This window comes from Vibrio chemaguriensis, assembly GCF_012275705.1.
GTDB lineage: Bacteria > Pseudomonadota > Gammaproteobacteria > Enterobacterales > Vibrionaceae > Vibrio > Vibrio diabolicus.
On sequence record NZ_SHOE01000009.1, the window covers coordinates 58,089 to 72,368 of the forward strand.

Consider the following 14,280-nt stretch of genomic DNA (forward strand, 5'->3'; position numbering starts at 1 on the left):
TACCGATGAGAACATTTACGGTGATTCAACTAGAGCCTAGCCGTTGGGTGAAAGAGGATCTTCTGATTGATTTAACAGGCATGTCTACCAATGAAATCAAAGACTATCGTCAGTTTCGTTGGATTGAAGGCGTTCACTTCAAAAAAGCATCCGGTAAGAGTAGTGGTGGTGGCAAAAGTTTTAAGTATGACCGTGTTGCCATCGATGAGTTTTCAGCAAGAGAAAGGGTTGCGTAATGAACACACCAGAAGGTGTAGAGATCCGCGGTAAGTCTATCCGCATTAGTTTTACTTACCGGGAGATGCGTTGTCGGGAGACACTAAAAGGATGGGAAGTCACTAAAGGCAATCTCAAAAAAGCAAGTCATCTACGCGCTTCTATACTTTCTGAAATTTCATTAGGCACATTTGATTACTTATCTCGATTTCCAACATCAAAGAAAGCGCAACTCTTTGCGACTCCAGAACAGCGTGGTAAGAACCTGACCGTTCGCGAGTTGTTTAATGACTATATTCAATTGAAGAAAACGACTATGGCTTCGCAGTCACTCTATGTATTGAGTACTACCGCAAGAGCATGCTGCTTATTTGTTGGAGAGGAACGTACTATCTCCACCATCACGATTATGGATGCACTAAAGTGCCAAAAGTTAATGGTCGACTCCCCTACTCGCAATGGAAGACCACGAAGCGCAAAGACGATCAATAATATGATCAAACTAATGCGCAGATGTTTTGATTTAGCAGTGAAATCAAAATTTATCGATGACAACCCATTTCTGCATGTTGAGTTACTAAGTGGTGGCTCTGGTGAACCGGATCCACTAGAACTAGAAGAGTTCCACCAGCTAATAGAGTCAACGACAAACTTACAGCAGCGGAATATGTTCACCTTAGCCATTTACACGGGCATGCGAACTGGTGAGCTCTGTGCGTTAGCATGGGAAGACGTCGATCTTGAGAAAGGTACTATCGAGGTTACTCGCAACGTCACGCTTGAACGAAAGTTCACAACGCCGAAGAATAAGAAGTCAGAGCGAACTATTCACTTACTTGAACCTGCTCTCCTTGCCCTTAAGTCTCAAAGAGAGCTAACTATGTTTAGCCCAGTTAGAGATATTTTAGTGGAAGTAAAAGGTTCAAACACTTTTCGCCAGGAAAACGTTCGATTCGTGTTTATTCCAGAACGTCGTAATGGCCAAGAAACGAGTGAGACCTATAAAACGACAACATATAACCGACTATGGTCACGCGCGCTTAAGAGAGCTAGCATCCGCCATCGCTGTTCATATCAATCTCGACATACCTACGCTTGTTGGTTGATCACCAAAGGCGCAAACCTGTCATTTATCGCGGAGCAGATGGGACACAAGAGCACAATGATGTTGGAACGTGTTTACGGCCGATTCATGAAGTCTCACTCGCATGAACAGATCGAATACCTAAATGGGATAATGGCTTCGAATAAATAAGGCCATTCGAATTATGATGTGCATTTCAATGTGCGGAGCAGAATTACTCCTTTTTGTTTCAACGGATTGGCCATTCATTTCACTGAAGTATCATTAGACTTACTTTTCCTAATACTTACAAAGTATCTACAGGGTTATTGCCGTACACAAAGCAACGTCCACCTTAAAGAAGGTTGAGCAGTTCGATAAGCTTTGGTTATATTTCAATTAATTGTTTTTTAAAGTAAAGTTATCTTTAATTTAATCATAGCAATGACAATTTAGGAAAGCACATGCTGTTAAACAGTGTTACGTTACTAGGAAGAACGATAGATCTTGCCGATGTGCAAGAGAACGAGGATTCGAATGTTGTAACTATAGTGATGGGGAACAATGGCTCAGGTAAAAGTAGACTCTTTCAGACTATATGCTCAGCGTTTATACAAACTCCAAGACAGGGCTATATGGAGCATCACTTGAGAGAGGTTGTCAATCTATCCGATCTCGAACAACTTGATAGTTTGTCTTATATGCAAGGTGGCGACTTTAATTCACTCTATCGCTCTAAAGAACCATTCATTCGAAGATATCTTGTAGGTAATGATACATTTGTAGATATTCTGGCCATTTATCCATATGAAAAAGCTATTTTAAATAATGTACATAATTTAGATGACGTCGACATAATTGACTCACTAACTCCGCACTTTCTTGCAGAAGCAAAAGCTCAGAGTAAATATCTAAAGTTTAAAAAAAACGGAATAAGTTCTACAGAGCTTAATATACCTAATAAAGTTCTAGCGGTTACAGGCAGTCCGTACGATAAGTTTCCTTTTAGGGATACATATTCACCACAAGGCTCTTTGTCTCCATATGTTTACTTGGGTACAAGAGGAAAACGGCAAGCTGGTGCAAGATTTAATCGTGGCTATCTTAGCTATAAGTTTGACCAATTAGGTGCATCGTTTATCAAATTGCTTTTAAAACCAAGACAAGAATATTTCGATTTTTCAAAGATGTTCGATTTTTTGGATATATCCCCTTCCTTTACACTGAAGCTCTCTCTTAGTGAGAGAATTAGGAAGGAAGAAATAAATCAAAAAATGATTCTTGATGTGGTTAGGCATGTTAAGTTCTTTAAAGATAAAGATCATGAAATGATAAGTGAGGAAAATGAGAGAGATGACCTATCTAAGCGATTGGTAGACGCACTACTTTATGTTGCAGGTGAAAAATTAGATAAACATGAGAGCCACTACTTTAAACCGCTTGAAGTATTATGCAAAATAGATTTGGCTAAAGAACTTAACGACACAGAGTATTTAAGCTCATTATATCTCTTATCAGAGTATGATTTAGTAGAGTTAGAAGATGTAGTTTTTTCTAACTCTAGAACAAATCAGGAATTTTTGCTTTCTCAAGCAAGCTCTGGAGAACTTAGTCTACTGTTTACAATGTCTTCTATTGCTGGTGAGATAGAGAATGGTTCGCTCATATTGATTGATGAGCCAGAACTGAGTTTACATCCCGAGTGGCAATTGAATTTTTTGTCTTTACTTACTGATATTTTTTCTAATTATAAAAACTGTCATTTCATAATAGCTACGCATTCTCCAAATATAATATCTTCAATTCCAGATAGTAATGCATATATTGTTAGCATCGATGATGTTGAATCGAAACTAATGCCTTCAAAAATGTACCACAATAGATCTGCTGACTTTCAATTAGCAAGTGTATTTAATGCTCCAGGTAACAACAATGAATACCTAATTAGCCAAGTGATCGAAGCTCTAGACGGGTTATGTAAAAATGAGGTTGATGACGAATTACTCTATAGGACAAAATGGCTTTTAACCTTTGAGGACAAGCTTGAAGATGGTGATAAGGTAAAAACGCTTTTGAAGATTTTAAAGCAGACAATGGGAGCGTTGAATATCCAATGACACCTTATTTATTAAGCCAAGAAGAATCTCAAACTGTCACCTTATTAAGTAACAAAGCATTATCTTCGAAGCAGATGTGGGAGGATGAAAGCGTCACAGATTTAAAATCGCGAATCAAAAAGCACTATATTTTTGAACAAAATCAAGCCTGCGCATACTGTAAAGTAGAGCTTCATACAGACAACGGCATGGTATGGGACACTGAGCATATTATTGACAAAGATTCTTTTCCCCAATGGACATTCGAACCACTTAATTTGTGCGTTTCGTGTAAACCTTGCAATATCGCTAAATGGAATAGAACTGTCACTAAGTCTGAGTCTTATAAATCTTTCCCAAACAAATCAGCTAATTATCGTATAGTTCATGCGCACTTTGATAACTATGAAGATCATATTGAGGTCGGTGTTCCAGGTGTTACCTATCGATATAAGTCAGAAAAAGGAAGAGCAACGATAGAGATTTGCGGCCTTCTTCGATATCACGAATTAGGGGGGAGGAAGGATATTGACCCAATTTTGCAGGCCGTATTGAATTATGCAGGTGATCGTCAAACACCAGAAGCTTTAGAAGCTGCCTTATCTTATCTTTCGAGTAAGCTTGGTAAAGACAATCAATAATCTTAAGGCTACTTCAGTGCAAAGCGCGGAGGTTTAATTGTATCTACACGACAAAGAGCTGATAACCAATAGTTAGAAAGCCTTCGATGATATAGACATACTTAAAGTTATTCATGAGTTACTAATTTTGCAAAATCACTGGCAAGGTTTTGTCCAATTGTGAGTTAGGATACCAGCAGTTCGACAGTACGACCTAGTCGTGGCTAATCAGCGAGTGTGTAAGATCGAGTATGAGTTACTACAATTAATGCTCAAATCTTCACATGCGAACTTTAATCCGTATAACCATAAATAATTCTGAATTGTCCCACCAGCGCCCCACTTTGGTCGGGGCGTGATAGCTACCAATAAAAACAATCACTTATAACATGGGTGTAAAAACCACCCAGATTTATACTCACGTTATCGAGCGCGGGGCTGGTGGCGTGTTGAGTCCATTATCCAGCCTTTAGAAAAACAAAGCCACCTCGAAAAGGTGGCTTGCTGTATAACTCGCTATTGACGAACACCGAGTTTCACATTGCCTTTTGAATCAAACCAAAGCGCTTGTGAACGGCGACGTCCAATCAATATTGGACCATCATCATAAAAGAGAAAGTTCTTCCAATGCTTTTTAAAAATCGACCACTTAGTTTCGATGACATTGTACTTCTCGTAGCAAAAGTAAACGGTCACATCGTCTTGCCAATCGATATGTGCTTCTACTTCCGCTGGCATATCCGGATCATCCAACTCCCACGCAGCCATCCAATCAACGACTTCAGACCAGTTCGCCTCATTCATTGGCCAATCTTGGGAGCTAAGTCGATCCATATCGGGGCTTTGAGCACTAATATTTTCTTTCCAAAATTGTGCTGAACGAGCTTGGCTCATCGGCTTAATAAAAGCCAAATCTTCTTCTGGCACAGGCATCGACTGATGCGTAAAAATCCATTTTCTTTGGTATTCATCCAAAGGCAAATAAGACATTCAGTCTCCTTTATTACGATTTCAGCCAACCTTTCTCTGTGGCTTCTTCTATCAACTCTTTCGCTTTGTCCCATAAGGTAACAGAGCCAAATTCAATTCGTTTATTAATGGTAAGTGCTTGTTCACGAGAGACGCCATGCTCCTTCCAACTCTGACCATTATTATGATAGTTCAAAAGCATTGGAATTAACCGATCGAGTGCTTTTGCATACTTAGCATCATCGGTCTGCGCGGCTTCAAATTCATGCCAAAGCGCCAATAACTCTTGCTCCTGATCGCTGGGTAACATACCAAACAAGCGTTCTGCCGCTCTAATTTCTTTTTCTGCTTGCTCTTGAGACGCGGCAGTATCATAAACAAAGGTATCCCCCGCGTCGATCTCTACTACGTCATGTATCAATAACATTTTCATCACTCGGCAAATATCTACAGGCGCATTCGCATGCTCTTCCATCAATATTGCCATCAGTGCGACATGCCAACTATGCTCACCACTATTTTCGAGACGCCCTTCAGCACTTTTAACTCGGGTTCGGCGCAAAATACTTTTGAGTTTATCGAGCTCGATGACAAGTGCTAATTGCTTTTCCAATCGCTCCATACTATCGCCCTTCTGGTTGCCAATTCGGATTAATAAGTGACGTTAGAACGTGGTCTTGCCATTCACCATTAATCAAAAGGTAATCTTTTGCATACCCTTCTCGGTTGAACCCTACATGCTCTAGCACAGCTTCACTACGTTTGTTGTGAGGCATGTAGCCGGCTTGAATACGATGCAACTTCTGCACGTTAAACATGTAGTCGCAAGCCATGGTTAATCCACGACGCATATAACCATGCCCTTGTGCTTTTTCAGCGAGAGAGTATCCGACGTTACAAGAATAAAAAGGGAAACGACTCAAATTACTAAAGGATATCGTACCTAGCATTTCACCCGAAGAGGCTCTGACCAAGAGGCAATAATACCCCAACCCCATTCGATGCAGCTCATTGAGCTTGATAAGCTTTTGCAACCAACCGTTCACTGAGAAAAAAGCTTCTTCACGTTTCGGCTCAAACGGTTTCAGATATTCTCGGTTCGCTTGAAAATACTCGGCAATCATATCTGCGTCACCGATTTCAGCGGTACGCAGAAGCAAGTCACCGTCCAACTTATGAACGGCGATAGATGAGCTGTTATCTTCCATTACAAATGATTAATTCCGTCTTTTCGTTCAATTCGATTAATTCTTGCGGATACCGTAATCACGCAGTTTATTAGCGATTGAGGTATGCGATACATTTAAGCGCTTAGCAAGCTTGCGGCTTGATGGGAATGACTGATACAAACGCTCCAGAACCTGAGATTCATAGTCACGCATGATCTCATCCAATGAACCGTCGATGTTAAGAGTCGCACTACCAGCACCGACTGATTGAGGCTGAGGTAAATTGAAGTGATCCGCGTTTAGTATACCACCATCCATTTCTGTGAGCGCTCGAAGAACCATGTTATCGAGTTGGCGCATGTTTCCTGGCCACTGATAATTTGCAAGGGCATCAACTAGACCATCATCAAACTCTGGCTTATCAATCCCAAGCTGTTGAGCATGTTTCGCCACAAATAACTCAAGCAATGGCGCAACGTCATTTGAGCGCTTACGTAACGGAGGAATGCTGAGCGTAAGTACGTTGAGACGATAATACAAATCTTCACGGAACATTCCTGCCTCAGAAAGTTCGGCAAGGTTATGTTTTGTTGAAGCGATGATACGAACATCGACATGCATCTCATCTTCTGCACCGACACGACGGAAATTACCATCTTGTAGAAAACGTAACAGCTTGATTTGAAGATGCGAACTCATTTCACCGATTTCATCAAGAAATACTGTCCCGCCATTTGCTTGCTCAAAGATGCCTTTGTGACCTTGTTCATGATTAAATGAACCCGGCGCATGACCAAAAAGTTCGGTTTCTGCTACATCGTCAGGCATCGAAGCACAACTCAAAACTAAGAATGGCTTGCTCGCACGGCTAGAACGGCTGTGGCAAGCTTTAGCAAGCATTTCTTTACCGGTCCCTGTTTCGCCCTCAATTAACAGTGGCTGGTCAAGCACAGACAGCTTCTTAGCTTGGTTCATTAGCGCTTTATGACGGTTCGATATACCAACAAAGTGCTCAAAACCCAGAGGATTATGCAGTGGTAGCGCTTCTTCTATTCTTGCGACTTGCTGACTAGAGCGAATCGTCATCAGTGTACTAGCTAAGGTCGAGTTTTGCGCTTCGTCTCGGATATAAACTGGCATCAACTCAAGAACATAGTCCAAGCCATCAATCACAAGGTTTTCCCGCGTTCTGCCATTCACACCTTCAGACCAGCGAGAAAAACGAACACTTGGCAGCAAAGCTCCGATCTGCGTACCAATTACTTCTTGCTTGTGAAGACCAAGCAGTGAAAGTGCAGACATGTTTGCCATGTCTACGGCACCTTTAAGGTCGATGGCAAAAACCGGATCGGGCAAGTTATCAACTAGCGAGAGCAACTCCGTATTGTGGCGCTCCATCGGCATAAACTGGATTTTACGTACGTCTTTCACCCCCGGAATACGGCGGATTTCAGCCATCAGCTCACTAAACGTATCAAAATCAATATCTGGGCAATTCAAATAGATAATACCGCTAATATCGATTTCGATACCACGCAAGTCGATGCTTTTAGACGCTAAAATATCGAGCAGTTCTCGGGTCAAGCCGAGTCGATCTTCACATAAGACTTCAAGACGCACTGAAAATATCCCAATTCACGACTGTCAGGAAAAGTTGACAGTAGTTTCTATCATGCTTGGAATGGCGTCAAGCAATCCTATCCATCAAAGTTGATATTCGTTACGGTTTCATCGTAATTGATGCAACTTTCGCCGCCACAGCCTTGCGTATGGTGCCCAATTTAACCTGACGGTCAGGATACCATGGTAGTGGACGCAATAAGGTCATCGCTTTCAAGCCCAAACGTGCCGTTAGAATACCAACACCTAGCCCCTGCCCCGCACGAGCGGAGACTTTGCCCGCAAGGTCCATCGACATCAAGTCCATACTGGCATCAATAGCTAGCTCACTGGCACCAGCCGCCGCCATATTGACAAATACCGCTTTTAGTAGCTTGATGCGAGAGGCGTAACCTAGCTCTACCCCATATACCTTGGAGAGGTTGTCGATCATTTTGAAATTTCGCCACGCCACCAGCAACATATCAGCGGCAGCCAGAGGGCTCACCGCTACTAGGGCCGCACACTCGGTTGCGTGCTGCGATACGATTTTCGTTGCCAATTTGTCTTGTTGGCTCACGACCATCGAGTCATACATATCAAGGATTTCAGCATCACTATGAGCAGGGTTAATGCTGTTCCGCCAACGATCAAAGCCCGGGTTCTCTGCCATCACACCACTTTGTTCTGCCACTGTTTCGCAAAAGGCTTTCCCTTTCCCCACACTCTCACTATTAACAAGTGCTTCGGCTTCTTCTTGAGCACTAAAATGATTTCGTAGTTTGCGCAGTTTCCAAAGCTCTTTACCCATCGCCCCTAAACCAAGCGAAGCGATCGCAGCAATAAACCCCGTCCAGCTTAAAGCCAGCCAATCAGAAGTTTGAATTGCGGTTATAACCGAGTCCACCGCTTGCCAGCCAACCAAACCAGCGAAGGTGGCAAATGCGCCAGTCGCGAGCCACTTTCTGCCCGGTTTTGGACGAATGACATGCTCGAGTTGCAATTCCTGTTCGGTCTCCTGGCGCTCTTCTTTAACTTCAACAGGTACGAATGTTTCTTTTTCGCCGAATGTTTGCTGCGCCGTCAACTCCGGTTGATTCGATTGCTGCTCTTTTTCCATTGCCTTTTCAGAGAAAACTTGTTTTTGCTTCAACTCACTCATTTCAATTTATCTCCAATCAGGTAATCCAGTGCTTTGTCTAAGCGTATATGCTTCACTGGCTCATCATTCGGTGAGGGCATTGGACGGAATGACGTAAAATCAAACCCGTTGTTTTGCCAATAAGCCGCATTTGGTAGCTTTTTCGGCACTTCTCCCGGAAACATCGTCATCGGCTCACCATCCAACGTCGTACCCTGTAACGCCGGAATCGTCTTATCTCCAGAAGAAATAAATCCCGTCGTGGTTGATTGGATAGAAGCGATACTCATGCAGCTCATCTCGATATTCTCGTAGGCTGCGGTTTGCCACGCTGGATGCACCATTTGTTGTAGCAAAGACACTAAATTGGGATGCTGATCGGGCGTTATGTGATCCGCTTTTGTGGCAGCAAACAGCACTTTGTCGATTTTTGGTGAGAATAAACGGCGCAAAAAGCTACTACGACCATAACGGAAGCTATGCATGATCTGTTCTAGCGCTTGGCGCATGTCGTAAAACGCTTCATCGCCAGCATTGAGAGGCTGCAAGCAATCCACCAGCACAATCTGGCGATCGAAGGTCGCAAAATGATGCTTATAAAACGCTTTCACTACTTTCTGTTGGTATTCCTGAAAACGCGCTTCGAGCATTGCCAAGTTGCTGCCCTTAAGCGCCTTGCTTTCCGAACCAGCACGACACGGGAAAAACTGCAGCACAGGCGCGCCTCCGAGCTCACCAGGTAATACGAAGCGGCCAGGCTGTACCCAATGAAGACCTGCTTCTTTACAGGCATGAAGGTACTCGGTGTATGTATGCGCAACTTTCTCGAGTAGTTTCTCGTTCACTTCAGCAGAAAGATCCACCTTTTCTAATTCAGACAGCCAAGCTTTGGCTAAATCGCCACGCTGGCCTTTAAGTGCATCAAACTGAGTTTGCGACCACGTCGCAAAGTCCATGTCCAATAACGGCAGGTCGAGCAGCCACTCTCCTGGATAGTCGATAATATCAACATTTAAAATTGCGGTTTTACTCAACAGCTTTTTCGTGGTTTTATTTGGTTTGTACTTGAGCGCTAAGCGAATCTCACTCACATCCCGTGTTGGTACTGGCCATTGAGGTGGGGTCGCATGGATCTGGCTCATCGCTTCGTCGTAAGCAAAACGTGGCACCATCATATTCGCTTGAGGTTCACGCTTCGCTCCAATAAGACGCTTATCTCTGGCTGCAGTCAAAAGAGGCAAATTATCATGGGTAGCGGTATGGAGAAGCTGATTCACTAATGACGTGATGAATGCCGTCTTACCGGCACGAGAAAGCCCGGTGACGGCAATTCGAACATTGGAGTCCATACCTCTGTTGATAAAGTCATTGACTTCTTTCTTTATTCTTTTCATTGCGCTTCTTTATCTTGCTCCGCTCTAAAACAACGTTATCAGCCACTTCGGGTATTAATCTATGAATACTTACCTTTCAATACTGAACTCTATGAGTCTAACTTTATATACCTTAATAAAAGATGAACAAAACATTCGCTTAAAGCAGGATGAAAAAAGAAAAGCCCCTGAGTGGTTCAGAGGCTTACTTAATCAACACTAAAGCATTAGTGACCCTATTTATGCTGATTACTGTGTTGAACAGAAACCTGCTTTCTTTGAGTCTAGTCGTCTTCGATTAATTTATAGATAACAAATAGAGCGATTTCTAAAATCAGCCACAATACACACGTGATGGTCACGTACTTCTCATCAAAGATGCTGATGCCGTGAAGGATCAAGTCGTAGCCAACAAAGCCACCTACCACTACAGCAAGAATAATTTGTAGAATCTGAATAAAACGAGGCATGCCGTCTCCTAATTATTGTTCGCATAACGTTTGATTGCTATGCCCTGAGGTTTATATCTACATTATATAGACAAAAAGTGCAGTTTTCGCTGCACTTTTGTCAAATGTTTGCTAGGTAAATCAGCACCTTGTCACATTCTCTCTACTGAGACAATGTAAGATTACCGTTTGCCTTACGCTTCCATCTCTTGGATTTTCACTTTCCAAGTGTCAGGACCGATTTGGTGCGCGTTAACTCCATTTGAGTCTACAGCCACTGTTACTGGCATATCTTCAACTTCAAACTCGTAAATCGCTTCCATACCTAAATCTTCAAATGCGACAACGCGAGCTTTCTTGATCGCTTTCGCAACCAAGTACGCAGCACCGCCGACAGCCATTAGGTAAACCGCTTTGTGATTCTTGATAGATTCAACCGTTGCAGGGCCACGCTCAGCTTTACCGATCATGCCCATGATGCCTGTTTTTTCTAGCATCATATCGGTGAATTTATCCATACGCGTTGATGTTGTTGGACCAGCAGGACCAACGACTTCATCACCAACTGCATCGACAGGACCTACGTAGTAAATGAACTTACCGTTTAGATCTACGCCTTCTGGTAGACCTTCGCCATTATCTAGCATGCCTTGAATACGTTTATGCGCTGCATCACGGCCAGTCAGAATTTTACCTGATAGAAGAACGGTTTCGCCTGTCTTCCACTCTTGTACTTCTTCTTTAGTAATCGTGTCTAAGTTTACGCGACGCGTGTTTTCTCCCGCTTCCCAAGTAATGTCTGGCCAATCTTCTAGTTTAGGTGGCGTGAGCTCTGCTGGGCCGCTGCCATCAAGCGTGAAGTGTACGTGACGAGTCGCCGCACAGTTCGGGATCAAACAAACAGGCTTAGAAGCCGCGTGCGTTGGCGCAGTTTTGATCTTAACGTCGACAACAGTTGTCAAACCACCAAGGCCTTGCGCGCCGATACCAAGTTTGTTCACGCGATTGAAGATATCAAGACGAAGCTCTTCTTCTGCGTTTTGCGGGCCACGGTCAATAAGCTCTTGAATATCGATGTGTTCCATTAGAGATTCTTTTGCCAATACCGCTGCTTTTTCAGCCGTACCGCCAATACCAATGCCAAGCATGCCGGGAGGACACCAGCCCGCGCCCATTGTTGGTAGCGTTTTCTCTACCCACTCTGCAATATCGTCAGATGGGTTTAGCATCACCATCTTAGTTTTGTTTTCACTACCGCCGCCCTTCGCTGCGATCTGAATTTCAACTTTATCGCCCGGAACCATGTTGATGTGTACGACAGCAGGCGTGTTGTCTTTGGTATTAATACGTTTACCGGCAGGATCCATAAGTACTGACGCACGCAACGGGTTGTCTGGGTTCGTATACGCTTGTCGAACACCTTCATCTACCATCTGCTGAACCGTCATGTCGGTTGAGTCCCATTGCACGCCCATACCGATGTTGACGAAACACGTCACGATACCAGTATCCTGACAAATTGGTCGGTGACCTTCTGCTGACATTCGGGAGTTAATTAGGATCTGAGCAATCGCGTCTTTAGCGGCTTGGCTCTCTTCGCGGTGGTAGGCTTTTTCAAGAGCTTGAACAAAGTCTAGCGGGTGGTAGTAAGAAATATACTGTAGCGCATCAGCGACACTGCTGATTACATCCTGCTTGCGTATTACCGTCATTACATGCCTCGTTATAGTTATGCTTCCATTATTGGCTTGGCTTCAATCGTGTTTGTTGAGCTTATTGCTCTTTTGAGCTTCGTTTTTTTATAAACAATTGTCGAACGGCTGATATCGACACACGAAACGCTGAAGTCGCCTACTTGTAAACCATCTCAAAACCCTATGGATAGAGGGAGTTTGGCTATACAGAGGAATATGATACTCTTGCTGCCCATGACATGCCATGCAGTGAACGATCTCTTTGTCACAAATTACACAAATGAACAACATGGACAATCAATTCATTGATTTTAAAGCGCTGGAATACGCACCAGAGTTTGCTCTTCACCTCTTTTCTCGCATTCAACACCTGCCTTGGGCGATGTTGCTGCGTTCTGCATCAGAAACACATATAGATAGCCGCTTCGATGTGTTGGTCGCCAACCCGATTGCGACGTTAGAAACCACTGCCGAAATTACGCAAGTAAAAACGCCTTCGAATGCCTATTCAACTCAAGATGATCCATTCGCGCTGCTTCATCAGTTGCAAGAACAGTGGCTTCCTCACGTTGAGTTAAATAAAGAATTGGATTTGCCTTTTGTCGGCGGTGCGCTCGGTTACTTCAGTTACGATTTAGGTCGACGCGTAGAAACGATGCCAGAACTGGCCGAAAAGGATCTCAACACGCCTGATATGGCAGTAGGTCTGTATGAATGGGCCGTCGTTGTTGACCACAAGCATAAAAAAGCCTGCCTAGTCGGTCAGAATATCGAGCAAGCTTGGCAATGGTTAAACGAGCAAAAAGCAGAACAAACCGTTGACTTCGTTTTGTCTGGTGATTGGCAGTCAAACATGACGAAAGAGAGCTACGCTACTCGCTTTGATAAGGTGCAAGAATACTTGTTGAGCGGTGACTGCTATCAGATCAATTTGGCGCAACGTTTTAACGCACCGTATCAAGGCAGCGAGTGGCAAGCGTATCTGAAATTGGAGTCCGCCAACCAAGCGCCATTTTCCGCTTTTATCCGTATGCCTGAGTCTTCTATTTTGAGTATCTCGCCAGAGCGCTTTTTAGAACTCAAAGATCGCGTCATTGAAACGAAACCAATCAAAGGTACTCGCCCACGCAGCGAAGACCCAAAGCAAGATAACGCTAGTGCCCATGACTTGCAGACAGCGGAAAAAGATCAGGCCGAAAACCTAATGATTGTCGATTTGCTGCGTAATGACATTGGTCGAGTTGCATCACCAGGTAGCGTTCACGTGCCAAAGCTGTTTGAGATTGAAAGCTTCCCCGCAGTGCATCATTTGGTGAGCACCATTCGTGCGAATTTGGATGAGCAATACTCTCCTGCGGATTTGCTGCGAGCGTGTTTTCCAGGCGGTTCAATTACCGGCGCACCTAAAGTTCGCGCAATGCAGATCATTGAAGAATTAGAGCCACATCGACGTAGCGCGTATTGCGGCAGTATTGGCTACATTTCTCGCCATGGTCGTATGGATACCAGCATCACCATCCGCACTCTCGTAGCGGAGAATCACAAACTGTACGCTTGGGCTGGCGGCGGCGTCGTTGCAGATAGCGATTGCGCTTCTGAATATCAAGAAACGTTGGATAAGCTCTCAAAGATTTTGCCAGCGCTGCAATAGTAGGTTTCGCCAAATGGCAACGGTCTATGAACCCTGCTAACGAAAACAAGCAAAAACGCCTCCATTACGGATAATGCCGCTCGTTTAACAGCGAGTGTCATATTTCTGTATCTCGTCATCCTGTACCGCGACGAAGGAGCGTGATACAGGCTCTTCTATCCGAGCACTTTATGGTCAAATTTGTTTCATTAGCCGCTCAGCATGCTGCTATTAGATTCCTAGTCTCGCCAAGGCTCGCTG

Annotated in this window: 13 protein-coding genes; 5 read left to right on the forward strand and 8 right to left on the reverse strand. The window is 43.8% G+C overall.

From position 1 onward, the window contains the following. Nucleotides 1-5 precede the first annotated feature (5 nt). The 4 genes from xisR to EX191_RS10510 all read left to right on the forward strand — a co-directional run bounded on the left by xisR (nt 6) and on the right by EX191_RS10510 (nt 4,016). Nucleotides 6-236 (forward strand): excisionase family protein, encoded by a 231-nt coding sequence (gene xisR / locus EX191_RS10495; RefSeq protein ID WP_047104247.1) that lies wholly within the window; start codon nt 6-8, stop codon nt 234-236. Next, nucleotides 236-1,471 carry a tyrosine-type recombinase/integrase gene (locus tag EX191_RS10500; protein WP_193447712.1) on the forward strand — a complete coding sequence of 412 codons (1,236 nt, stop codon included), beginning with the start codon at nt 236-238 and terminating at the stop codon, nt 1,469-1,471. Before xisR ends, EX191_RS10500 begins: the two co-directional genes overlap by 1 nt. 272 nt (nt 1,472-1,743) lie before the next feature. Beyond that, on the forward strand, nt 1,744-3,396 hold the full coding sequence (locus tag EX191_RS10505; RefSeq protein WP_193447713.1) for an AAA family ATPase: 1,653 nt from the start codon (nt 1,744-1,746) through the stop codon (nt 3,394-3,396). Continuing rightward, nucleotides 3,393-4,016, forward strand: coding sequence for an HNH endonuclease (locus EX191_RS10510; protein ID WP_193447714.1), 624 nt, complete (start codon nt 3,393-3,395; stop codon nt 4,014-4,016). Before EX191_RS10505 ends, EX191_RS10510 begins: the two co-directional genes overlap by 4 nt. A 495-nt stretch (nt 4,017-4,511) precedes the next feature. On the opposite strand, the gene EX191_RS10515 is transcribed toward EX191_RS10510, so the two are convergent. From EX191_RS10515 to EX191_RS10550, 8 genes are all read right to left on the reverse strand, one after another. Next, nucleotides 4,512-4,985: a DUF2947 domain-containing protein gene (locus EX191_RS10515; RefSeq protein WP_012841656.1), complete on the reverse strand. Its 474-nt coding sequence runs from the start codon at nt 4,983-4,985 to the stop codon at nt 4,512-4,514. A 13-nt stretch (nt 4,986-4,998) separates the two neighbouring features. Beyond that, the gene (locus tag EX191_RS10520; RefSeq protein WP_005376917.1) at nt 4,999-5,586 is read right to left on the reverse strand and encodes an HD domain-containing protein; all 588 of its coding nucleotides are present in this window, start codon (nt 5,584-5,586) and stop codon (nt 4,999-5,001) included. Between the two features lies 1 nt (nt 5,587). Continuing rightward, nucleotides 5,588-6,172, reverse strand: a complete 585-nt coding sequence (gene rimJ / locus EX191_RS10525) for a ribosomal protein S5-alanine N-acetyltransferase (protein ID WP_005396929.1) — start codon at nt 6,170-6,172, stop codon at nt 5,588-5,590. Between the two features lie 36 nt (nt 6,173-6,208). Further along, on the reverse strand, nt 6,209-7,753 hold the full coding sequence (gene tyrR / locus EX191_RS10530) for a transcriptional regulator TyrR (RefSeq protein ID WP_005376914.1): 1,545 nt from the start codon (nt 7,751-7,753) through the stop codon (nt 6,209-6,211). A 100-nt stretch (nt 7,754-7,853) separates the two neighbouring features. Continuing rightward, nucleotides 7,854-8,894, reverse strand: coding sequence for a YcjF family protein (locus EX191_RS10535; RefSeq protein WP_193447715.1), 1,041 nt, complete (start codon nt 8,892-8,894; stop codon nt 7,854-7,856). Then, nucleotides 8,891-10,267: a YcjX family GTP-binding protein gene (locus EX191_RS10540; RefSeq protein ID WP_074191491.1), complete on the reverse strand. Its 1,377-nt coding sequence runs from the start codon at nt 10,265-10,267 to the stop codon at nt 8,891-8,893. Before EX191_RS10540 ends, EX191_RS10535 begins: the two co-directional genes overlap by 4 nt. A gap of 263 nt (nt 10,268-10,530) precedes the next feature. Beyond that, nucleotides 10,531-10,716 (reverse strand): hypothetical protein, encoded by a 186-nt coding sequence (locus tag EX191_RS10545; protein ID WP_012841654.1) that lies wholly within the window; start codon nt 10,714-10,716, stop codon nt 10,531-10,533. Between the two features lie 173 nt (nt 10,717-10,889). Beyond that, nucleotides 10,890-12,407, reverse strand: a complete 1,518-nt coding sequence (locus EX191_RS10550; protein ID WP_005376905.1) for a fumarate hydratase — start codon at nt 12,405-12,407, stop codon at nt 10,890-10,892. Between the two features lie 271 nt (nt 12,408-12,678). Between EX191_RS10550 and pabB the strand changes: the two genes are divergently transcribed. Further along, on the forward strand, nt 12,679-14,040 hold the full coding sequence (gene pabB / locus EX191_RS10555; RefSeq protein ID WP_193447716.1) for an aminodeoxychorismate synthase component 1: 1,362 nt from the start codon (nt 12,679-12,681) through the stop codon (nt 14,038-14,040). Nucleotides 14,041-14,280: the final 240 nt, after the last annotated feature.